The sequence below is a fragment of the Motilibacter rhizosphaerae genome (genome assembly GCF_004216915.1).
Classification (GTDB): Bacteria; Actinomycetota; Actinomycetes; order Motilibacterales; family Motilibacteraceae; genus Motilibacter; species Motilibacter rhizosphaerae.
The window spans coordinates 773168-794884 of the sequence record NZ_SGXD01000003.1 but is presented as its reverse complement, the minus strand read 5'-3'; the positions used below and the strand labels follow the sequence as shown (position 1 = coordinate 794884).

The 21717-nt window shown below is 75.8% G+C and carries 21 protein-coding genes; 8 read left to right on the top strand and 13 right to left on the bottom strand.

Translation table 11 applies throughout. The features are described from left to right. Window positions 1-13 precede the first annotated feature (13 nt). Window positions 14-763, top strand: coding sequence for an SDR family oxidoreductase (locus EV189_RS14455; RefSeq protein ID WP_130493617.1), 750 nt, complete (start codon window positions 14-16; stop codon window positions 761-763). Here the strand turns inward: EV189_RS14455 and EV189_RS14450 are convergent. Then, window positions 760-1224, bottom strand: coding sequence for a MarR family winged helix-turn-helix transcriptional regulator (locus EV189_RS14450; RefSeq protein ID WP_231116396.1), 465 nt, complete (start codon window positions 1222-1224; stop codon window positions 760-762). The genes EV189_RS14455 and EV189_RS14450 overlap by 4 nt on opposite strands. 166 nt (window positions 1225-1390) lie before the next feature. Here EV189_RS14450 and EV189_RS14445 point away from each other — a divergent pair, with 166 nt between their 5' ends. From EV189_RS14445 to EV189_RS21005, 3 genes are all read left to right on the top strand, one after another. Continuing rightward, window positions 1391-1747, top strand: coding sequence for a nuclear transport factor 2 family protein (locus EV189_RS14445; RefSeq protein ID WP_130493615.1), 357 nt, complete (start codon window positions 1391-1393; stop codon window positions 1745-1747). A 15-nt stretch (window positions 1748-1762) separates the two neighbouring features. Beyond that, window positions 1763-2587, top strand: a complete 825-nt coding sequence (locus tag EV189_RS14440; RefSeq protein WP_130493614.1) for an alpha/beta fold hydrolase — start codon at window positions 1763-1765, stop codon at window positions 2585-2587. A gap of 160 nt (window positions 2588-2747) precedes the next feature. Continuing rightward, a complete protein-coding gene (locus EV189_RS21005; RefSeq protein ID WP_130493613.1) occupies window positions 2748-4796 on the top strand; it encodes an Ig-like domain-containing protein in 2049 nt (682 codons plus the stop codon). A 100-nt stretch (window positions 4797-4896) separates the two neighbouring features. On the opposite strand, the gene EV189_RS14430 is transcribed toward EV189_RS21005, so the two are convergent. From EV189_RS14430 to EV189_RS20275, 5 genes are read right to left on the bottom strand one after another with little or no spacing between them, the layout of a single operon-like run. Then, complete coding sequence (locus EV189_RS14430) at window positions 4897-7611, bottom strand: LuxR C-terminal-related transcriptional regulator (RefSeq protein WP_130493612.1); 2715 nt, start codon at window positions 7609-7611, stop codon at window positions 4897-4899. Continuing rightward, window positions 7608-8057: a globin family protein gene (locus EV189_RS14425; protein WP_130493611.1), complete on the bottom strand. Its 450-nt coding sequence runs from the start codon at window positions 8055-8057 to the stop codon at window positions 7608-7610. Before EV189_RS14425 ends, EV189_RS14430 begins: the two co-directional genes overlap by 4 nt. Window positions 8058-8110: 53 nt before the next feature. Further along, window positions 8111-11164: an AfsR/SARP family transcriptional regulator gene (locus tag EV189_RS14420; RefSeq protein WP_165400314.1), complete on the bottom strand. Its 3054-nt coding sequence runs from the start codon at window positions 11162-11164 to the stop codon at window positions 8111-8113. A 38-nt stretch (window positions 11165-11202) separates the two neighbouring features. After that, window positions 11203-11622 (bottom strand): globin domain-containing protein, encoded by a 420-nt coding sequence (locus tag EV189_RS14415; protein ID WP_130493609.1) that lies wholly within the window; start codon window positions 11620-11622, stop codon window positions 11203-11205. Next, complete coding sequence (locus EV189_RS20275) at window positions 11619-11756, bottom strand: hypothetical protein (protein ID WP_165400313.1); 138 nt, start codon at window positions 11754-11756, stop codon at window positions 11619-11621. Before EV189_RS20275 ends, EV189_RS14415 begins: the two co-directional genes overlap by 4 nt. Before the next feature lie 138 nt (window positions 11757-11894). On the opposite strand from EV189_RS20275, the gene EV189_RS14410 reads away from it, so the two are divergent. Beyond that, on the top strand, window positions 11895-12296 hold the full coding sequence (locus tag EV189_RS14410; RefSeq protein ID WP_130493608.1) for a ribonuclease E inhibitor RraB: 402 nt from the start codon (window positions 11895-11897) through the stop codon (window positions 12294-12296). A gap of 13 nt (window positions 12297-12309) precedes the next feature. Here the strand turns inward: EV189_RS14410 and EV189_RS14405 are convergent, their stop codons facing one another. The 3 genes from EV189_RS14405 to EV189_RS14395 are packed head-to-tail and all read right to left on the bottom strand — an operon-like array spanning window position 12310 to window position 14845. Then, window positions 12310-12597 carry an SHOCT domain-containing protein gene (locus tag EV189_RS14405; RefSeq protein ID WP_130493607.1) on the bottom strand — a complete coding sequence of 96 codons (288 nt, stop codon included), beginning with the start codon at window positions 12595-12597 and terminating at the stop codon, window positions 12310-12312. Between the two features lie 10 nt (window positions 12598-12607). After that, window positions 12608-13735 carry a phosphoserine transaminase gene (serC, locus tag EV189_RS14400; RefSeq protein WP_130493606.1) on the bottom strand — a complete coding sequence of 376 codons (1128 nt, stop codon included), beginning with the start codon at window positions 13733-13735 and terminating at the stop codon, window positions 12608-12610. A gap of 33 nt (window positions 13736-13768) precedes the next feature. Further along, window positions 13769-14845 (bottom strand): citrate synthase, encoded by a 1077-nt coding sequence (locus tag EV189_RS14395; RefSeq protein WP_130493605.1) that lies wholly within the window; start codon window positions 14843-14845, stop codon window positions 13769-13771. 44 nt (window positions 14846-14889) lie between these two features. Between EV189_RS14395 and pdxH the strand changes: the two genes are divergently transcribed. From pdxH to EV189_RS14380, 3 genes are all read left to right on the top strand, one after another. After that, a complete protein-coding gene (gene pdxH, locus EV189_RS14390; RefSeq protein ID WP_130493604.1) occupies window positions 14890-15531 on the top strand; it encodes a pyridoxamine 5'-phosphate oxidase in 642 nt (213 codons plus the stop codon). Between the two features lie 66 nt (window positions 15532-15597). Next, window positions 15598-16905, top strand: a complete 1308-nt coding sequence (locus tag EV189_RS14385; RefSeq protein WP_130493603.1) for a citrate synthase — start codon at window positions 15598-15600, stop codon at window positions 16903-16905. A gap of 414 nt (window positions 16906-17319) precedes the next feature. Further along, window positions 17320-18150 carry a GNAT family N-acetyltransferase gene (locus tag EV189_RS14380; RefSeq protein ID WP_130493602.1) on the top strand — a complete coding sequence of 277 codons (831 nt, stop codon included), beginning with the start codon at window positions 17320-17322 and terminating at the stop codon, window positions 18148-18150. Here EV189_RS14380 and EV189_RS14375 read toward each other — a convergent pair. The 4 genes from EV189_RS14375 to EV189_RS14360 all read right to left on the bottom strand — a co-directional run bounded on the left by EV189_RS14375 (window position 18074) and on the right by EV189_RS14360 (window position 21717). Beyond that, window positions 18074-19726 carry an ABC-F family ATP-binding cassette domain-containing protein gene (locus EV189_RS14375; RefSeq protein WP_130493601.1) on the bottom strand — a complete coding sequence of 551 codons (1653 nt, stop codon included), beginning with the start codon at window positions 19724-19726 and terminating at the stop codon, window positions 18074-18076. The genes EV189_RS14380 and EV189_RS14375 overlap by 77 nt on opposite strands. Before the next feature lie 169 nt (window positions 19727-19895). Further along, on the bottom strand, window positions 19896-20597 hold the full coding sequence (locus tag EV189_RS14370; RefSeq protein WP_130493600.1) for a UdgX family uracil-DNA binding protein: 702 nt from the start codon (window positions 20595-20597) through the stop codon (window positions 19896-19898). Next, on the bottom strand, window positions 20594-20893 hold the full coding sequence (locus EV189_RS14365; protein WP_130493599.1) for a hypothetical protein: 300 nt from the start codon (window positions 20891-20893) through the stop codon (window positions 20594-20596). The genes EV189_RS14370 and EV189_RS14365 overlap by 4 nt, the downstream gene beginning before the upstream one ends. Then, entirely contained in the window at window positions 20890-21717 is an 828-nt protein-coding gene (locus EV189_RS14360; RefSeq protein ID WP_130493598.1) for a ParA family protein, read from the bottom strand. The genes EV189_RS14365 and EV189_RS14360 overlap by 4 nt, the downstream gene beginning before the upstream one ends.

The following is a 21717-nucleotide window of genomic DNA, read 5'->3' as shown; positions in this document are numbered from 1 at the left end:
TCAGGAGGACACCATGGGCCAGCTCGAGGGCAAGACCGCACTCGTGACCGGCGCGACGTCGGGGATCGGGCTCGCGGCGGCGCAGCGCTTCGCGGCGGAGGGCGCGCACGTGGTCATCACCGGTCGCCGCCAGGAGGCCCTGGACGCCGCGCTCGCGACCCTCGGTGACAGTGCGACGGGTGTGCGCAGCGACATCACCGACCATGCCGACCTCGACCGCGTCGTCGACGCCGTACGCGCCCGTGGCGCCGGCCTCGACGTGCTCTACGCCAACGCGGGCGGTGGCGAGTTCGCGGCGCTGCAGGACATCACCGTGGAGCACTACCGGCAGACGTTCGACGGCAACGTGGGCGGGACGCTGTTCACCGTGCAGAAGGTGCTGCCGCTGCTCAACGACGGCGCCTCGGTGATCCTCGCCGGCTCGAACAGCGACATCAAGGCCAACCCGTCGTTCAGCGTCTACGCGGCCACCAAGGCCGCCATCCGGTCGTTCGCGCGCAGCTGGGCGGTGGAGCTCCTGCCCCGCGGGATCCGCGTGAACAGCCTGGCACCCGGACCGATCGCCACCCCGGGCCTGCGCGGCCTGGCGGACGACGACGAGGGTGCCGAGCAGCTGCTGCAGGCGCTCGCGGCGGAGGTGCCGATGGGCCGGCTGGGCCAGCCCGAGGAGATCGCCGCGGCCGCGCTGTTCCTGGCCTCGGACCAGAGCCGCTTCGTCACGGGCTCGGAGATCTACGTCGACGGCGGCGCCAGCCAGGTCTAGGCCGGCGGCGGCGGGAGCGTCCCGTGCTCGAGCACCCCGCTGTAGACGCGCTCGAGGAGCTCGGCGAGGACCGGCAGGTCGTCATCGGCCAGCGTGCCGAAGAACAGCCGGCGCACGTGCTCGACGTGCGCGGGCGCGGCCCCGTCGAGCGCCTCCCGGCCCGCCGCGGTGAGCACCGCGTCGGTGGCGCGGCCGTCGGTCGTCGACGGCGTGCGCACCACGAGCCCGCGGACGGTCATGCGCTGCAGGTGGTGCGAGAGCCGGCTGCGCTCCCAGCCGATGGTCCGCGCGAGCTCGGACAGCTGGACCCGGCCGTCCGGCGCGCTACCCAGCGCGACGAGCACGTGGTAGTCCGGGAGCGACAGCCCGCTGTCCTCCTGCAGCCCGCGGCCGATCTCGTAGTCCAGCCGCAGCGACACCCGCATCCACGCCAGCCACACCCGCTGCTGCTCGGCCGACAACCATCCGCTCGGGGGGCGGCTGCGCGTGCGCTTCCGTGACATGCCATCCTTCGCGAGCGGGAGACCGGAGTGCTGGTAGTGCCCAGCATGAGGGGTCCCGTGAGCTCCACGACCCACCGTCGGGTCCGGCGACACGCAGGTCCTGACGAACCAAGGGGAGAGCACCATGGCAGACACCCCCACTGAGCTCGTCACCGCTTCGCTGCTGCACGTCTTCGGGGAGCGGGACGCCGACGCCCGCCACGCTGCCGTGGCCGCGGTCTTCTCGGCCGACGTGCAGTTCCGCGACGCGGAGGGCGAGGTCTCCGGCCGCGAGCGGCGCGAGCAGAAGATCGCGGGGCTGTTCGCTTCCGCACCGGGCGACTGGATCTTCCAGGTACGCGGCGCCGCTCAGGCCCTGGGCGACGTCGCGCGCATCTCCTGGAGCTTCGGCCCGCCGGCCGGTCCAGCGGCCGTCACGGGCACCGACATCGCCTTCACCGCCGAGGGCCGCATCACGCGCATGCTCACGTTCCTCGACTGACCCAGGAGGTTCCCCATGGGGACGATCACGACGCCCGACGGCGTGGACATCTACTACAAGGACTGGGGTTCCGGCCAGCCCATCGTCTTCAGCCACGGCTGGCCGCTGTCCAGCGACGACTGGGACGCCCAGCTGCTGTTCTTCCTGCAGCACGGCTACCGCGTCATCGCCCACGACCGCCGCGGGCACGGCCGCTCCGCGCAGGTCGCCGACGGCCACGACATGGACCACTACGCCGACGACCTGGCCGCCCTCGTCGCGCACCTCGACCTGCACGACGCCGTGCACGTGGGGCACTCCACCGGTGGCGGCGAGGTCGTGCACTACATCGCGCGGCACGGCGAGAGCCGCGTCGCCAAGGCGGTCCTCATCGCCGCGGTCCCGCCGCTGATGCTGCAGACCGAGGCGAACCCCGGTGGGCTGCCCAAGAGCGTCTTCGACGGCCTGCAGGCCGAGGTGGCGAAGAACCGTTCCGAGTTCTACCGCGCGCTGCCGTCGGGGCCGTTCTACGGGTTCAACCGCGACGGCGTGGAGCCCTCCGAGGCCATCATCGCCAACTGGTGGCGCCAGGGCATGATGGGCAGCGCGAAGGCGCACTACGACGGCATCGTCGCCTTCTCGCAGACCGACTTCACCGACGACCTCAAGGCGATCACGGTGCCGGTGCTCGTCATGCACGGCGACGACGACCAGGTGGTGCCGTACGCCGACTCCGGCCCCCTCTCGGCCGCGCTGCTGCAGAACGGCACGCTCAAGACGTACGCCGGCTTCCCGCACGGCATGCCGACCACGCAGGCCGAGACCATCAACGCGGACCTGCTGGAGTTCATCCGCTCCTGACGGCGCTTCGCCGCACGGGCCGGTCGGAGTGGACCGGTGGCCGGCCCGTGCGGTCCCTCTGCGGTTGAGCAGCACCTACTCAGGCGCAGGGGATCCTGGCCAGCGAGTCTCGAGGACATGAAGGAGCGCAAGGGCTCCTCCCACGCAGAAAGCGGTCCTCATGCCCCCCTCCACTCCTGGTCGCCTCCGCCGTACCGCCGGTCTCGCCGCCATCGGCTGCCTGCTCGCCACCGCGGCGCTCGGGGTCGACGCGGGTACCGCGGCCGCCCAGACAGCGCCCTGGCAGGCGGGCGACCTGCTCGTCCCCACCTTCGGCGGCTTCTTCGACGGCGGCTCCGGCATCGACGCGATCAGTCCCGGCACGGGCGACCGGCGCCGCGCCCACACCCTCTGGATCAACGCCGCCGCCACCCGCGAAGCGGTGACGCCCTCCGGGGACCTGTACGTCGGGCTGCTCTACGGGGACGTGTACCTCGTCGACCACGTGACCGGGCAGCGCAAGCGGGTGCTCGTCGCGGAAGGGGCGAGCGACGGCGTGTCCGCCATCACGTCCGACGCCCAGGGACGACTGCTCGCGGTGGTCAACAACCGCTACGGCGACGCGGTCCTGGTGCGCCAGACCCCGGACGGCGCAGAGGAGACGCTCCTCCAGCACTCGTGGCTCGACTACGCCTCCGACCTCGCGGTCGACAGCCAGGGCGGGATCCTCGGCACCACCGCCGGCCTGCTCTGGCGCCTCGCCCCGGGGGCGTCCGCGCCCGACGTCGTCGCGAACCTGGCGGACACCAGGTTCGAGAGCATCGCCCTGGCGAAGGACGGGACGATCCTCGCCCGTACCGCCAAGCAGTCGACCGGCGAGCGCCAGCTCGTGGCGGTGCGCCCGGACAACGGCGGCGTCACCGTGCTGATGACCGGCGGCGAGATGCAGGAGAGCCAGGGACTGGCCGTCGAGGCCGACGGACGGCTCGTCTCGAGCGAGCGCAGCGAGGTGTCGGAGGGACCGCTCGTCATCGTGCGGCTCGACCTGGTGCACCACACGCAGCAGGACGTGCTCCCCGGCCTCGGCTGGACGGAGGCGAACGACATCGCGGTCGCGGGCGTCCCCACCATCCCGGTGCGGGCGACGGCGACGCCGGACGCCTACAAGACGACGAACGTCGGGCCGAAGGCCGAGCCAGCGGCGTACGGCGTGCTCGCCAACGACCGGGACCCCGCCGGCCGCCCGCTCACGGGGGCCCGCCTGGTCGCGGGACCGCAGCACGGCCAGTTGACCTTCCGCCCGGACGGCTCGTTCTCGTACGTCGCGGCCGCGGGCTTCGTCGGCACCGACACGTTCACCTACCAGGCGTCCGACCTCTACGGCGTGCCCACGCCGCCCGCCACCGTGTCCATGACGGTGGTCGCGTCGCGGATCCCGACGGCGGGCGCCGACGCGTACGCCACGGGCCAGGGCAGGACGCTGAGCATTGCCGCGCCGGGTGTCCTCGCCAACGACAAGGACGCCCAGGGCGACGTGCTGACGGCGTACCCGGCCTCCCAGCCCGCGCACGGCCACCTCACCCTGGGCTCCGACGGGGGGTTCACCTACACGCCGGACCCGGGGTTCCACGGCCGCGACTCCTTCACCTACCGCGCGCTGCACAGCATCTGGGCGTCCGACCCGGCGACGGTGACGCTGCAGGTGGAGGCCCCGACCACCATCGCCGTGCACGGCGGGAGCCTCGGCGCGGACGGGCACAGCGCGACGGTCGGGCTGCGGCTCGCCGACGCCGACACCGACCTCGGCACCCTCAGCCTCAGCGCCACCTCGGACGACGGCGATCTGCTGCCGTCCAGCGCGATCACGTTCGGCGGCCAGCAGTCCGACCGGACGATGAGCCTGCGCACGGTCGCGGGGAGGACCGGCACGGCGACCATCACCGTCTGGGTCCGGTCCGGCACGGCCGTCGTGGCCAGCCTGTCCGTGCGGGTGCAGGTGGACGGGAACGGCGCCGGCACGCTCAACGGCACCGAGCTCCCCGACGTCCTGTTCGGGCAGGGCGGCAACGACACGCTGCGCGGCGCGGGCGGCGACGACCTGGTCTCCGGCGGTGCCGGCGACGACACCCTGACCGGCGGGACGGGAGCGGACGTCTTCCGCGGGGGCGCGGGCACCAACAAGGTCACCGACTTCAGCAGTGCGGAGGGTGACACCAAGACCGAGGCCTGAGCTCCACGTCCAGCGGGGCGACGGACGGGGCGCGACCGCGGGATGCCGCGGTCGCGCCCCTGTTCCTCGTCCCGTGCTGCTGCTCGCGGGGGAGGTGGTCTCAGCGGGCGAGCGCGGCGCCGATGTCCGCCCTGCCCTTGATGCCGAGCTTGCCGTAGACGTTCTGGAGGTGGTTGTCCACCGTGCGCACCGACAGGCACAGCTGCTCGGCGATCTCCCGGCTCGGGCGGCCGCGGGCGGCCAGCAGGGCCACCTCGCGCTCCCGCGCCGTCAGGGGCACGTGGCTGTCGGCGACGAGCAGCAGCGGGGTGCGAGCCCCCTCGCAGTGCTCGAGCGCGCGAGCTGCACGCGTCACCGCCCAGGCCGCCTCCCGCGGCTGGCCGGCCCGACGGTGCTCGACGCCGGCCGACGTCCAGGCCTCCGCCGCGTACAGCCGCGCGCCGAGCTCCTCGAAGGCCTCGGCCGCCTCGCGCAGGGCCGGAGCCGACCGCGACTGCAGCGCCGTGGCGCTGAGCAGGTACGCGGTGGCCAGGGCGCTGTCGCCCCGGCTCTGCAGCTCGAGCAGCCGGGTGGCAGCCTCGGCCGGAGCCCCCAGGCGGGCGAGGTCGTGCAGCAGCCGGCGCTCCGAGCTCACGTCGCCCGTCCGTGCCGCGCACGCGACCGCGAGCTCGACGGTGCGGCGGGCGCCGGGGAGGTCGGCCGCCGCGGCGGAGGCCCAGGCGCTCCCCAGGGCCTGCTCGGGGTAGGGCTGCAACTGGGTCGGCAGCGAGTCGCGCTCCGCCAGCGCCGCCTCGGCCGCGCGCGGGTCCCCGAGCAGCGCGTGCGCCACGGCCAGGTGGTCGAGCACGACGCGGCGTGGCCCGTCGAAGCCGTACGCCCGGCAGAGCGAGAGCGCCTCGAGGTACCAGCGCAGGGCGGTGCGCGGAGCACCCTCGAGCACGGCGCCGCGGCCCAGCAGGCGCGCGAGGCGCAGCCGGGCGAACGGTGCCCGGTCGGCGGTGGCGCCGGCGTAGGCGCGCTCGCCCACCTCGCGCGCCGCGGCGAGACGGCCGGCCTCCTGCAGCGCCAGGACCTCCTCGGCCTGGTGCAGCGACGGGTGGAGGGCGGGCAGGTCGCCGAGCCGCTGGTGCTCGGCGTAGCCGCGGCGGGCCTGCGCCAGCGCGGCGGCGGGGTCCCCGGTCAAGGTCAGCGCGGCGGCGTGCGCGAGGCCGGCCAGCACGGCGGCCCGGGGCGAGCGCGCCGCCGAGGAGAGCTCCTGCGCCAGGGGCAGGGCGTCCCCCGGCCTGCCCGCCTGGACGAGGACGGCCGCCTCCAGCGCGCGCAGCTCGTCCGCGAGGCCGGGGCCCCGCACGCCGGCCGCTGCGGAGCGCACCACGTCGAGCGCGTCGTCGGGCTGGACCCGGCCGAAGAGGAGCAGCCGCGCGCGCACCTGCACCATGTCGACGGTCTGCGCCTCGCTCGTGGACGTCCGCTGCGCACGGAGCAGGGCGTCGTCGGCCTCGGCGAACCGTCCCAACTCGTACAGCGCCCCACCGAGCAGCAGCGCCGCCTCGCCGAGGTCGCCGTGCGCGAGCGCCGCCCCCGCGAAGCGGGCCACGCCGTCCAGGTCGTGAGCGGCGCGCGCGAGCCGTGCCGCCTCCAGCAGCAGGTGCGGGTCGGCCGTCCCCGTGGCGTCGAGCAGGAGGCCGGCGACGCGGACCGGGTCGTCCGGGCGGCGGGCGCCGAGCGCCTGGATGCGCCGCGCCAGCGCCGTGCCGAGCCGCCGCGCCGTGAGCTCCGAGGTCGTCGCGCGCAGCGTGTCCGCGTAGACCGGGTGCGCGAGGTGCAGCACCACCCGGCGCTGCTGCAGCTCGGAGCGGATGAGGCCGCTGCGCTCCAGCGACTCCAGCGCCGCACCGACGTGGTCGGGCGTGCCTGCCAGGGCGAGCACGTCGTCGGGGGACAGGCCGTCCTGGACGGCGAGCAGGTCCAGGACCGCCCGCTCGGCCGCGGGCATGCCGTCGAGGCGCAGCCGCATGAGCTCGGTCAGCCGCGCGGGGGCGGCGAGCCGGCCGGTCGCGCGCCACACCCCGGCCGTCTGCACCAGCGAACCGGTCCGTATGCCGTGGAGCACGAGCTCGCGCAGGTAGAACGGGTTGCCGAGGCTCGCCGCCCACAGGTCCTCCACCGTCCCGGCCTCGACCGGTCCGCGCAGGGCCAGGTGGAGCAGCGTCCGCGAGGCAGCCCTGCCGAGGTCGCCGATCTCCGTGAGCAGCGCCGAGTCCCCGTGCACGAGGGCCTGCAGCGCGGGGTCCCGGGGCTCCCCGGACCGGACCGTCCCGAGCACGAAGGCCAGGCCGTCGTCGAGCAGCCGGGTGAGCACCGCGAGCGACGCCGCGTCGAGCAGGTGGAGGTCGTCGACGAGGACGACGAGACGGCGGCCCTGGGCGGCGCGGACCCGCTGCCGGGCGTGGGCGGCGGCGGCGCGGTGCACCTGGAGCGGGTCCGCGCCGGTGCCCGCCGGAGCGGGCGCGAGGTGCGCGAGCGCACTGAGCGGGACCTCGCGGGAGCCGGGGCTGGCCGTCACGCGGGCCACCGGGTGGCCCCGGCCCCCGGCGAGGGCCAGGACCTCCTCGGCGAAGCGGGTCTTGCCGGTCCCCGGGAGCCCGACGGCGACGTTGACGCGCACGCGGGGGTCGGCGAGCGCGTCCATGGCGACCTCGAGCTCGGCCTGCCGCCCGACCAGGGGCCAGTGCGCCGCCAGCGTGCGCAGCAGGAAGGAGGCGTCGGCGCCCCGCGTGGGGTCCTGGGGGGCTCCGGCCGGTCGCGTCCTCACAGCCGCTCCTCGTACGAGGGGCACGCCTGCGCGCGCAGCGGTCCGAGGCGCCGCGCCGCGTCGTCCCCTGCGGCAGGGTCGGGCGCGAACGCCTCGAGCACCGTCAGCAGGTGCACGGCGGCGCGGTCGAAGGCGTCGTCGGTCAGCCCGGTGCCCGCGCCGTCGGCTCTCGGCCGCGTGCTCCCAGGTGCCCTCTCCGGCCCGTCGACGAGCCCGTCGACCAGCCCGTCGACCAGCACGTCGACCAGGACCTCGCGCAGCCGCGCGAAGTGCGGCTGGTCGAACACCGGCAGCAGGACCGGGTCGTCCACGAGCTGCCGGTAGAGGGCGTCCACGGCCTGGGCGAGCGCCGTCGCCCCACCGAGACGCAGACCCGCTGCTGACCCGCTCATCCGCTCCGCCCTCCGCCGCTGCCCGATGACGCCGGTGACGACGGTGGCGAGCACGCGTTGCGGGGACCTGCACGCCCGCGCAACACCGGCACGAGGCAGGGGGCGGGCTACGTCGTGCGCGTCCCGGCGAGCGCCTCGAGCCGGTCGCGCCACAGCCGGCTGCCCGCCCGCGCCAGCGCAGCGAGCCCGGCGGCGGCCGCGTCCGCGGCGCGTCCGCTCTCGCCGGCGGCCTGCTCGGTCTCCGCGAGCATCGTGTAGACGATCGGGTCGTGCATGTGCGTGCCCGTGGCCTCGTAGCCCGCCACGGCCGCGCGGACCATCTCCACCGCGCCGTCCGCCCGCTGGCCGCCGAGCTGGCCGGCCCCCCATCCCTCGTTGAGCGCCGCGAACAGCTCCAGGAGCGGCGCCCCCGCGAGCCGTCCCAGCCGGCGCCCCTCCACGCCGTCGGCGAGCGCGTGCTCCGGCTCCCCGAGCGCGACGTGCATCATGCCGCGCGTGGCCAGCGCGTCGCTCGCGTCACCGGGACCGGACTGGTGGGCCTCGCCCACCATGCGGTCGGCCACCTCCTTCGCCTCCGCGGTCCGTCCGCACGAGGCCAGCGCGTGGCAGAGGAACATCCGGGCCCGGACGGCGGGGTCCCCGAAGGCGTCGACCGGCATGCCGACGCGGGAACTGGCCCCCAGCTCGAGCGCCCGGCTCAGCTCGGGGACGGCGGCGACGGCGTCCCCAAGGCACCACAGCGCCGAGCCGCGGGCGAGGTGCTCCAGCATGCCGAACCGGTCGCGGGCCGCGACGTCCTCCAGCGTGGAGGAGCGGGCGACCAGGGCCTCGGCGAAGGCGAAGACGCCGGGGAGGTCCCCGGACATGAGCAGCCAGAGGTAGCGCCGGTAGAGCGCCGGGAGCACGTCGCTGCCGGTGCCCAGCTGCAGGGCGAGCTCCTGGGCGCGCTCGAGCGCGGCCCGCGCCTCCGGCGCCGCGAAGCCCAGGCGGGTCGCGAGCACCGTGCCGCGGCGCGTCTGCACCGCGAGCTCGAGCCGCTCGCGCGCCTCGCTCGCCGGCAGCTGGGCGACCAGCGGCAAGGAGCGGTCCAGCAGGTCCTGCGCGTGCTCGAGCGCGAGCTGTCCCATCGCCCGGCCGGCGGCCGCGACGACGGCCGCCACCGCCACCTCCCGGTCCACGAGGTCACCGCCCGCGAGCAGGTGCCAGGCGAGGTCGTCGACGTCGCTGTCCGGGCGCGCTGCCAGCACGCGCCCGGCCTCCGCGTGCAGCCGCATGCGCGACCGGGTGCCGAGCTCCGCGTACAGCGTCTCCCGGACCAGGGCGTGCGGGAACCTCAGCAGCGGCCGGACCCCGTCGACCTCGGCCACCAGGCCGGACTGCACGGCCGCGGCCAGGCCCTCGTCGACCTCCTCGCCGCCGATGCCGGACACGTCCTCGAGGAGTCCGAGGTCGCACTCGCGGCCGAGCACCGAGGCCACGTCGAGCAGCCGCCGGGCGTTCCGGGGGAGCCGGGCGACGCGGTGCAGCAGGACGTCGGACACCGTCCTCGGGACCCTGCGCCACGCGCGCTCGGGGTCGTCGGACTCCCGCACCAGCCGGGCGATCTCCTGCAGGAAGAAGGGGTTGCCCGCGGTGAGGTCGCGGACGGCGGACGCGACCTCGGCGCTCGGGGGGCGGCCGAGCCGCGCGGTGAGCAGGTCGCGCGTCTCGGCGTCCCCGAGGCCGACCAGCGTGGTGCGCCCGACCCCCGGGGTGCGCGCGAGCCGGGCCAGCAGGGCGCCCACGTGCCCGCCGGGCGGCGCGTCCTCGACGCGGAAGCTGCAGACGACGAGGAGGGGCACCGCGGGAGCGTGCTCGGCGACCAGGGCCAGCAGGGCCAGGCTCGGCTCGTCCGCCCAGTGGACGTCCTCGAGCAGCAGGAGCACCGGTCCCTCCTGGGCGCGCCGCACGAGGGACCGCGCGACCGAGTCGTGCAGCGCCGCCCTCGTCAGCGCCGCCGAGCTGTCCGCCTCCCCGAGCAGGACGCCGAGGGCCGTGTCGCGCGGGACGTCCGGGAGGTCGCGGAAGACCTGGCCCCACAGCCAGTACGGCGTCGCGTCCACGGTCTCCCGGGCCCGCCCGAGGGCGACCGTGGTCCCGCCCGCGACCGCCGCCCGCACCAGCTCCTGCAGCAGCCGCGTCTTGCCGATGCCGGCCTCGCCCGAGACGACCCACGTCCCGCCGCTCCCGGCGCGGGCCGCGTGCAGCGCCCCGAGCAGGTCGGCCAGGGCCTCCGCGCGGCCGATCATCCCGGTGCCGTCGACCGCCGCGGTCGACGAGCCGCCCGCAGGGCCGACCGGAGCCTCCGGTGCCGGCGCCTCCAGCGCGGGGTCCTGGTCGAGCATCTGCGCGTGCAGCCGGCGCAGCGCCGTCCCCGGGTCCACGCCGAGGTCCTCGAGGAGCAGGCGGCGCACGGCCTCGTACGCCGCGAGCGCCTCGGCCTGGCGCCCGGAGCGGTAGAGCGCGAGCATGCCGAGGCCGTGCAGGCTCTCGCGCAGCGGGTGCGCCGCGAGCAGGCGCTGCACCTCGGCGACGACGTCGGCGGGGCGCCCGAGGGCGAGCAGGGCCTGGAGCCGCGCCTCCTGCGCCGTGAGGACGAGCTCCGAGAGCCGGCGCGCCTCGGCCTGGCCCACGGGCCCCAGCACGTGCACGACGTCGGCGAGCGGCTCACCGGTGACGAGGGCCAGCCCCTCGTCGAGCATCTGCAGGGCCGCTGCCGGGTCCGTCGCGGTGCGCCCGCGGGCGGCGTCGAGCAGCCGTCCCAGCTGCACCGCGTCGAGAGCCCCGTCCGGGAGCTCGAGCAGGTAGCCCGGCGCCCGCCGCCGGATCCGCAGCGCGGGTGCTCCGGGGCCGTCCTCGACGTCGACGGCGTCACCCAGCGCACGGCGCAGGCGCGACACGTAGACCCGCACCGTCGAGGCCGCCGAGTCCGGGGGCGTCTCGGCCCACAGCTCGCTGATGAGGCGGTCGACGGGCACGACCCGACCGGGGCTGGTCGCGAGCAGGGCGAGCAGCGCGCGCTGCACGGGCGAGCTCACGGTGCAGGGCTCCCCGTCGACCACCGCGGACACCGGCCCGAGCACGCGGACCAGGCAGTCGGGTCCGGACGCCTGCCCCCGCATGCGGCACATGATGCCACCGGGCCGCGCCCGCGGAGGGCTCATGCCGTGACGGCGGCCCGCTGCCCGCCCTGCATGACCTCGCTCACGAGCTCGAGCGCCGCCTGCCACGCGCACCGCTCCTCCTCGTGCCACGCGTCGCCCAGGGCGGCCCCGAGAGCGGCGAGCAGCGCGCTCCCCACCGCCTCGTAGTGGGCGGCCCGCGCGCCGTACCCCTCGTGGCGGGCACCGAGGCGGGCGCAGGCCTGCTCGAAGCGGCCGTGGTCGCGGATGCTCGCGACGACCGTGCGGAGCATGGCCTCGAGCTTGTGCCGCTGCTCGCCCATGTCCTCGGGGAACATGCCGCGCACCTCGGGGTGGGCGCGGAAGAGCCGGTCGTAGAAGTCGACGACGACGGCGTCGAGGTCCTGCGCGGCCCGCTCCATCGTCTGCTCGACGAGCTCGACCTGGTGCGGCGTCACCGGCAGGCGCCCAGCAGGTGGACGACCGCCGTGACGTCGTGGGAGCCCGGGTGCGCCCGGCGGGCCTCCGGCGGGTGGCGCAGGGCCGCGGCCAGGACGCCCCCGGTCCCGAGGGCGGCGAGCAGGTCGAGCATGGGAGGTCTCCAATCGGGCGCGGGCCGCCGGGTCGGAGGCCTGTGCCACGACTCTCGCCGCGGCGCGGGGGACCGCGCCTGAGCAGTCGTTGCTCAACCGTCGAGGGAGCCGACGTCCCGCCCTGGCACGCTGGAGCCATGGCCTCCCTCGGCGACCGCGCCCGCGCCCTGCTGCGTCGCCGCAAGGAGGAGCCGCTGCCGGCGTACGTCGACGACGGGACGCTCCCCGTCCTCGGCGGCAGCAGCGACCCGGCCGCCTCGGACTCCGGTGTCCTCGCCGCCCTGGCCGAGAGCGGGGTGGACGTCACGCGCCCGCTGCTCGTCCGGCACCACCTGCTGCTGCCGGACGCCTCCGCCGTCGAGCAGGTGCGGGCGGTCGTCGCGGAGGAGGGGTACGCGCTGGTGGCCACCGACGGCGGCGCACGCGCCAGCCGGGTGGAGGTGCCGAGCGGGCTGGCGCTGGCCCGGGAGCGTACGCGGATGGCCGGTCTCGCCCAGCGGCTCGGCGGCGACGCGACCGGCTGGGACCTCTGCGGCTGAGCGGCGGAGCCGCTCAGCCCAGCGCGCTCCCGCGCGCGGCCCGCCACTCGTCCTCGCTGATGACCCCGCGCTCGCGCAGGTCGTCCAGTTCGTGCAGCCGCGCCTCGATCCGGCCCACGGGGTCCGGGCCCGCGACGTAGCGGACGGCCAGCTGGGATGGCACGGTGAGCGGGTCGATCCCGCCCCGCCGCAGGGTCCGCAGGCTGCCGACGAGCGACAGCAGCAGCACCGCGAACACCACGACGGCGATGACCACCGCGACGAGGAACGCGATGCTGAAGGCCAGCCCGAAGCCGAGCACGGTGCGCTCCCTAGAGCCGCTCGACGACCCAGTCGATGCTGGCCGTGAGGGCCTCGACGTCGGCGGGGTCGACGGCGGGGAACATGCCGATGCGCAGCTGGTTGCGGCCGAGCTTGCGGTAGGGCTCGGTGTCGACGATCCCGTTGGCGCGCAGCACCTTCGCGACCGCCGCCGCGTCGACGGAGTCGGCGAAGTCGATGGTCCCGACGACCGCGGAGCGCTGCGCCGGCTCGGCGACGAACGGCGTGGCGTAGGAGGACTTCTCCGCCCAGCCGTAGAGCCGCGACGACGAGTCCGCCGTGCGCTGCGTCGCCCAGGAGAGCCCGCCCTGGCCGTTGAGCCAGTCCAGCTGGTCGGCGAGGAGGAACAGCGTCGCGACCGACGGAGTGTTGTAGGTCTGGTCCTTGCGGCTGTTGTCGATCGCCGTGGGCAGGTCGAAGAACGGCGGCACGTAGCGGCCCGACGCGATGATCTCGTCGACGCGGGCGAGCGCGGCGGGCGAGAAGACCGCCAGCCACAGGCCGCCCTCCGCCGCGAACACCTTCTGCGGCGCGAAGTAGTAGACGTCGGTCTGGCTGATGTCGACCGGCAGGCCGCCCGCGCCCGAGGTCGCGTCCACGAGGACCAGCGAGCCCTCGTCCGCGCCCTCGACCCGGGCGATCGGCATCGCGACACCGGTCGAGGTCTCGTTGTGGGTCAGCGCGTAGACGTCGACACCGGCCTCGGCCTGCGGCAGCGGGTGCGTGCCGGGCTCGCTCTTGATGACACTGGGGTCGGCGAGGAAGGGCGCGGCCTTGGTGGAGCCCGCGAACTTCGAGGAGAACTCGCCGAACGACAGGTGCTGGCTCTTCTCGCGGACCAGCCCGAACGTCGCGATGTCCCAGAACGCCGTGGTGCCGCCGTTGCCGAGCACGACCTCGTAGCCCTCGGGCAGCGAGAACAGCTGGGAGATCCCCTCGCGCGTCCGTCGTACGAGCTCCTTGACCGGCTTCTGCCGGTGGGAGGTGCCGAGCAGGGACCGGCCGGTCGCGTCGAGGGCGTCGAGCGCCTCCGGCCGCACCTTCGACGGCCCGCAGCCGAAGCGGCCGTCGGCGGGCTTGAGGTCCTGCGGGATCGAGAGCTGCGTCGCGTCCGTCACGGGGTCAGCGTACGCAGGTCCGCTCCGCCCGCGTCAGCCCGTTCCGCCATCCGGGCCAGGCCCCCCGTGACCCGGCCCGCGGGGGCCCGGCCCGACGTAGCGCGCGCCCACGCGGATCAGCCGGCCCGTACGCCGCTGCTCGAGGACGTGCGCCGACCAGCCGGCGGTGCGCCCGCAGCTGAACACCGCCGGGAGCAGCGGGCCGGGGACGCCCGCGCCGTCGAGCAGCACCGCAGCCCAGAAGTCCACGTTGGTCGCGAGCACCCGGTCCGGCCGGCGCTCGCGCAGCTCGGCGAGCGCGGCGTCCTCCAGCGCGGCCGCCACCTCGGCGAGCGGGGCGCCGAGCTCGAGCGCGACGCGCCGGAGCGTACGGGCCCGCGGGTCGACGCCGCGGTAGACCCGGTGCCCGAAGCCCATGAGCCGCTGCCCGCGGTCGAGGGCCGCGCGTACCCAGGCCGCGGGGTCGCCCGAGCGCTCCACCTCCTGCACCATCGCGAGCACGCGCTCCGGTGCCCCGCCGTGCAGCGGGCCGGACATCGCCCCGACCGCGGCGCTCAGCGCCGCGGCGACGTCGGCTCCCGTCGAGGCGACGACGCGCGCGACGAGCGTCGAGGTCGTCAGCCCGTGCTCCGCCGCGACCACCCAGTACGCGTCGAGCGCCCGCGCCGCCACCGGGTCCACCTCGCCGTGCCAGCGGGCGAGGAAGCGCTCGGCCGCGCCGGACCAGCCCTCGACGACGGCGTCCGGGACGGCCGGACCCTGCCGCGCGGTACGCGCCACCAGGTCGAGCGCGGCGGCCGACACCCGCGCGAGGTCGGTGCGCACCTCGTCCGGGGAGAGGTCGAGCACGGGGCGCAGCCCCCACGCCCCCGCCAGTGCGGCGAGACCGGCCTGCAGGCCGCCGGGCAGCAGCGGCGCCCCGACCGCGGGCAGGGGGGCGCCCACCCTCCCGTCCACCAGCAGCGACCACACCCGCTCCCACGGCACCACCCCGACGAGCTCGTCCACGTCGAGCCCGCGGTAGCGCAGGTCGACGTCGTCGGGCCCCGGCTCGCAGATCGCCGTCTCGAAGCCGACGACGCCCTCGAGCCCGGGGAAGTACGCAGCCATCCCCGCATGATGCCGGGCGGCCGCCGCCGTGGAAGGCTTCCCCCGTGGACGTCGATCCTGCTGTGCTGCGCCGGTCGTACGAGCGCGGGGCGCTGCACGAGGGGGACCTCGCGGCCGACCCCTTCACGCAGTTCGCGGCCTGGCTCGCCGTCGCGGTCGAGGCCGGTGTGCTCGAGCCCAACGCGATGACGCTCGCGACCGCCGACGCCACCGGCAGGCCGAGCGCGCGCACGGTCCTGCTGAAGGGCGTCGACGAGCGCGGGTTCGCGTTCTACACGAACCACGGGTCGCGCAAGGGGCGCGAGCTGCTCGCGAACCCCCGTGCAGCACTGGTCTTCGCGTGGCTCCCGCTCGAGCGGCAGGTCACGGTGACCGGCGACGTGGTGCAGGTGCCGCGCGAGGAGGCCGCGGCGTACTTCGCCTCCCGTCCGCGCGGTTCCCGGGTCGGCGCCTGGGCGAGCCGGCAGTCGGAGCCGGTGGCGCGCGAGGCCCTCGACGAGCGGTACGCCGAGCTGGACGCGACGCTCGGCGACGACATCGCGCTCCCGGGGTTCTGGGGCGGCTTCCGGGTGGTGCCGCTGACGGTGGAGTTCTGGCAGGGCCGGCCCAGCCGCCTGCACGACCGCCTGCGCTTCGTCCGCGAGGACGTCACCGCTCCCTGGCGGACAGAGCGCCTGTCCCCCTGAAGTCGGGCGCACGTGCGACGGTCAGTAAGGTCGGAGGGCAGACGGGTTCCGACGAGAGGTCCACGCATGTCGCAGAGCTCCGAGTCCCAGCAGAGCGTCACCCTGACCGGGGCGGGCGCCGCGGACCTCAGCCTCCCGGTGCTGGGCACCACCGAGGGGGCGCACGGCGTCGACATCTCGGCGCTGCTCTCCAAGGGGGGCCTGGTCACCTACGACCCGGGCTTCGCCAACACCGCCAACACGACCTCGGCGATCACCTACATCGACGGTGACGAGGGGATCCTGCGCTACCGCGGCTACCCCATCGACCAGCTGGCCGAGAACGCCTCGTTCCTCGAGGTGAGCTACCTGCTCATCTACGGCGAGCTGCCGACCCCGAGCGAGCTCGAGGCGTTCGACCAGCGCATCCGCCGCCACACGCTGCTCGACGAGGACCTCAAGCGCTTCTTCGACGGCTTCCCGCGCAACGCGCACCCGATGCCGGTGCTCTCCGCGGCGGTCTCGGCCCTGTCGACGTTCTACCAGGACTCGGTCAACCCGTTCGACGACACGCAGGTGTCGCTGTCGACCGTGCGCCTGCTGGCGAAGCTGCCGACGATCGCGGCGTACGCGTACAAGAAGTCCGTGGGGCAGCCCTTCCTCTACCCCGACAACAAGCTCGGCTACGTCGAGAACTTCCTCAAGCTGACCTTCGGCGTCCCGTCCGAGGACTACGAGGTCGACCCCGTCATCGCGAAGGCGCTCGACCTGCTGTTCGTGCTCCACGCCGACCACGAGCAGAACTGCTCGACCTCGACGGTCCGGCTCGTGGGGTCCGCGCAGGCCAACCTGTTCGCCTCGGTCTCCTCGGGGATCCACGCGCTGCACGGCCCGCTGCACGGCGGCGCCAACCAGGCGGTGCTCGAGATGCTCGAGTCGATCCGCGAGCAGGGCGGCGACGTCAACGCGTTCGTGCAGAAGGTGAAGAACAAGGAGGCGGGCGTCCGCCTCATGGGCTTCGGGCACCGCGTCTACAAGAACTACGACCCGCGCGCGGCCATCATCAAGAAGACCGCGGACCAGGTGCTCTCGGCGCTCGGCAAGCGCGACGACCTGCTCGACATCGCGATGGAGCTCGAGGGCGTCGCGCTCTCCGACGACTACTTCGTGTCGCGCAAGCTCTACCCGAACGTCGACTTCTACACGGGCCTGCTCTACCGGGCGATGGGCTTCCCCACGCGCATGTTCACCGTGCTGTTCGCCATCGGCCGTCTCCCCGGCTGGATCGCGCAGTGGCACGAGATGATCGAGGACCCGAAGACGAAGATCGGCCGCCCGCGCCAGCTCTACACCGGGCCCGCCGAGCGCCCGGTCGTGCCGCTCGCGCAGCGCTGACGCGCGGGGGCGCGCCCCGCGGGATCGAACAAGGGCACCCAGTGGCGTTCCGACGCCGACTGGGTGCCCTTGTTCGATGCAGGGGGAGGGCGGGCGGGCGTGTTCCCACGAGGGAGGAGACCTGGCCCGTACGCGGACATGGAAGGACCCGCGGGCGGTCGTATCACGACCATGTGCCGAGGGGACTAGGTCCTCAGCGCCCGCGGGTCCCGGTGACTGCCTGGGTGTAGCCGGCCGCGTCTACGACCGGTCGCCCGGGAGTCGTGGCTAGCTGGCAGCCACCTCACGAGTCCTTGAACTATCCAAAGTCGCGGACCACCTCCCTTCCCGTGTACGTCGAGCGTACGTCGCCGCAACCGCTCGCGCTACTGGGTTCTCGCCTGGTCGTGGCACGCTGCCAGCGGGAGGTGCGGCATGCGCGCACGCGAGGCGGTCGAGGACCTGATGGCGTACGTCCCGCTGCCTCCCAGCGGCGCCCGGCGGGTGCTGCCCGACGCGGTCCTCACCTGGCAGCGCGGGCCCCTGCCGTTCCTCGCGAGCGTGTCCGCGGTCCGCGCGGACGACGTCGACCGCCTGCTCGCCGAGGCGCCCGCGTGGTTCCGCGAGCGGGGCGCGACGGCCTGCACCTGGTGGCTGGGGCCGTCGACGCGTCCGACCGGACTTCGCGACCGCCTGCTCGCCGGGGGGATGGACGAGGTCGCCACGGCCAGCGCCATGCTGCTGGACTCCGAGCCCGACGCGGGGCCGGGCACAGCCGCCGGGGCCGCGCGGGCGCTGCGGGTCGTCGAGGTCGACGGCCCCGAGCGGTTGCTGGCGTACCGCACGCTGCTCGCGCTCGCCGGCGGCTCCGGCGAGGTGGGGGAGGAGGTGCGCGCCGAGCTCGCCCGCAGCAACCCCGAGGCGTGGCGGGACGCGCAGCGCACGGCACGGACGCGCCGGCACTACCTCGTCGAGGTCGACGGGGAGCCGGTCGCCGCCGGGGGCCTGGGCGTCACCGAGCACGGCTTCGGCGTGCTCACGGGCGGGGCGACGGCCCCTGCCGCGCGTGGCCTCGGCTGCTACCGCAGGCTCGTGCACCACCGCTGGCAGGTCGCGCGCTCGCTCGGGCTCGAGGCCCTCGCCGTCCAGGCCTCGCCGATGTCGCGCCCGGTGCTCGCCGGGCTCGGCTTCAGCGCGGTCGCCGAGCTGGCCGTCCTCCTGCAGCCGCTGGCACAGGGGCAGGACCCGGGGCGGGCAGCTCGCTGAGCCGGCCGTCCCGGTCGAGCTCGAGGCGCCGGTCGAGCTCCAGCCGCGCGAGGAAGCCGTCGTCGTGGCTGACGACGAGCAGCCCGCCGCGGTAGGCGCGGAGCGCCGCGACCAGCTGGTCGACGGTCTGCGTGTCCAGGTCGTTGGTCGGCTCGTCGAGCACGAGCAGCTGGGGGGCGGGGTCGGCGAGCAGCAGCCGCGCGAGCGCCACCCGGAAGCGCTCGCCGCCCGACAGCGTGCCCACGGTCCGCGCCACGGCGTCTGCGCGGAGCAGGAAGCGCGCCAGGGCGTACCGCACCTCCTGCGGCGTGCGCGAGGGCGCCGCCTCCCGCACGACCTCGAGCACGGTGGCCGCCGGGTCGAGCCCGTCGCTGCGCTGCGGGAGGTAGCCCACGCGCTCGGTCCGCGCGACCGCCCACGGGCCGTACGCCGGGCGCGAGCCGGTCACGAGCGCCGCGAGCAGGGTGGTCTTCCCGACGCCGTTGCGGCCCGTGAGCGCGACGCGCTCGGGCCCGCGCAGCTCCCACGTGCGCTCGCCGTCGTGCAGGTCGACCAGCCGGCGCCCGGCGCTCAGTCCGGGGTCGGGGAGGACGGGGCGGACCGCCGCGTCGTCGCGGACGCGGGCGCTCGCCTCCTGGAGCGCCGTCCGCGCGCGCGCCACGTCGGCGTCGAGCCTCGCGCGCAGCTTGCCGGCCGAGACCTGCGCCTCGGTCCGCCGCTGGTTCATGACGATCCGCGGCCGCCGCTTGTTGGCCCAGTCGCTCGCGGCGTAGCGCTGCCGGCGGGCGAGCACCGTCTCGGCCTCGACGCGCTGGCGCTGCTCGCGGCGCAGCGCCTGCTCGGCCGTCCGCTCCGCCTGGAGCGCCGCGCTCTGCTCCGCCTCGACGTGCGCGACGTACGTGGAGTACGCCCCCGAGACCACCGTCAGCCGGCCGTCGTGCAGCTCCGCGGTCTCGTCCACCTCCTCCAGCAGCGCGGTGTCGTGGCTGACCAGGACGAGCGCCCCGCGCCAGGTGCGCACGAGCTCGCGCAGGCGGGCGCGGGCCTCGCGGTCGAGGTCGTTGGTCGGCTCGTCGAGCAGCGTCACGGGGGCCGCCCGCAGCCGCAGCCCCGCGACGGCCACCAGCACCGCCTCGCCGCCGGAGAGCTCGCCGACGCGGCGGTCGAGGACGTCGGGCGGCAGCCCCGCCTCGGCGAGCACGGCGGCAGCGCGCGCCTCGGCGTCCCAGTCCTCGCCGACGGCGTCGAAGTGGCGCGGAGAGGCGTCCCCCGCGGCGATGGCGCGGACGGCGTCCACCGCAGCGCCGACCCCCAGCAGGTCGAGCACCCGCTCCCGGGTGCGCAGGGGGAGGCCCTGCGGCAGGCGGGCGACCTCGCCCGCGGTGGTCACCGAGCCGGAGGTGGGAGCGAGCTCGCCGGCGACGAGGCGCAGCAGGGTGGACTTGCCGGAGCCGTTGAGCCCGACGAGGCCCGTACGCCCCGGGCCGAGGCTCGCGCTCACGTGCTCGAGCACGGGCGTGCCGTCGGGCCAGGCGAAGCCGGCGTCGGTCAGGACGATGGACGGAGGGACGGGCACCGGCGGTCCTCGGGAGTCAGCGGGGACGCTGACGGACCGCGGCGGGCGGTACGCATCAGCGCGGGGACGCGGGACGCTCGTCCATCTCCACCGCGCACCTCGCTCCGCTCTCGACCGGCACCGACGTCTCCAGCGTGCGCCGGCGGCGGCTGCCGCACAACGGGTTTTCCTAGGCGAGCGCGGCGGCCGCCACCTTGAGGTCCTCGACGAGCCCGGCGAACGCCGCGTCGCGCGCGGCCTCCGCGTCGTCCGTGCCCGTGCCGGCGTGCAGCACGGCGGACGGGTGGATCGTCGCCATCAGCCAGCCGGCCTGGACCGCCGCCTCGTCGCTCTGGTCGGCGACGAGCCGCGGGAAGAGCTGCCCGCGCGACTTCGTGACGCGGAACGCCGGGCCCAGCAGGGCCTTCGCCGCCGTCGCGCCGAGGCAGACGACGACCTCGGGGTCCACGACGGCGAGCTCCGAGACGAGCCACGGCTTGCACGCCTCGACGTGCACGCGGTCGGGGGTCTGGTGGATGCGCCGCTTGCCGGGCGCGGTCTGGGTGAAGCGGAAGTGCTTGACCGCGTTGGTGACGTACGCGTCGCCCCGCGCGATGCCCGCGGCCTCCAGGGCCTGGTCGAGCAGCCTCCCGGCGGGGCCGACGAACGGCTCTCCGGCGCGGTCCTCCTGGTCGCCGGGCTGCTCGCCGACCAGCGCGACCCGCGCGGTCGCGGAGCCCGCCGAGAAGACCACCTGGGTGGCCGGCTCCCACAGCTCGCACCCGTGGCACGCGGGGGCAGCGGCCCGCAGCCCGTCCAGCCCCGACCCCGGCGGCACCCACTGCTGGGCTCCGGGACGCTCGGCAGGAGGGGTGGCGGCGGGGGCGCTCATGCCTGCAGCCAGCTCCTCACCAGGTGGTAGACAGCGTCCTCGGCGGAGTACCCGGCCTCCTCGGCGCGCATGCGCAGCTGCTTGCGCATGGACTTCGGCATCTCGACCTTGACGGTGACGATCTCGTCCTTCTTGCGGGCCTCGCGCCGCGCGCCGCCCGCCTGCTCGCCGGGACGCAGCTCCTGCAGCTGGGCGTGGAACGACGTGAGCCGCACTGGTGCGGGCCGCGCGGTGCCGCCACGGGCGCCGGGGCGCAGGGCGGGTCGCGGCGCCAGCGGGTCGGGGGAGCTGCTCATCGGCGGCCCTTCCGGTCGCGGCCGCGCTTCGCCAGCGGGCCGGAGTCGAGGTCGGTCGCCAGCAGGTGGGCGAGGTGCGCGTCGAAGGCGCGGGCCGCCTCGCGGGCGCCCGGCGTGCGCAGGGCGTGCACCGGCGCGTACGCCCCGGCGGCCTGCTGGATGGAGCCGCGGTCGAGCACGGGCGGGTCGAGCAGCAGGCCGGGGAACGCCCTGCGCAGCTCGTCGAGGCGGTAGCGGTGCTCGGCCGCGCGCGGGCGCACCCGGTTGACGACGATGCCCGCCGCCGCGAGGCGCAGGTTGGCGGACTGGCGCACGCCCTCGACCGCGTCGAGCGCCTGGGCCGCGCCGTGCAGCGCGAACAGCGACGGCTCGGTCACGACGAGCGCGCGGTCCGCCGCGGCCAGCGCGGCGCGGGTGAGGTGCCCGAGGGCCGGCGGGCAGTCGAGCAGGACGATGCCGGGCGCGGGCGCGCCGTCGGCGTAGCCGTCCTCGAGGTGGAGCAGCGCGCGGCGCAGCCGCAGCGGGTCGGTCGCGCCCGCCGTCTCCTGCCGGGCGAGCCCCGGCTCCGCGGCGAGCACCCGGACCAGGTCGCCCCAGCCGGTCGGCGCGGCCATCCGCGCCGCGCTGCCGGAGCGGCCCTCGAGCGCGTCCACGACCGTGGAGGGCGAGGGCGGGGGGTCGAGCACCGTGGTCGCGTTGGCCTGCGCGTCGAGGTCGGCGACGAGGACCCCGACGCCGCGGCGGGCCGCCGCACCGGCCAGGCCCAGGGTGACCGTCGTCTTGCCGACGCCCCCCTTGAGGCTGACGACGGCGACGGTGATCAT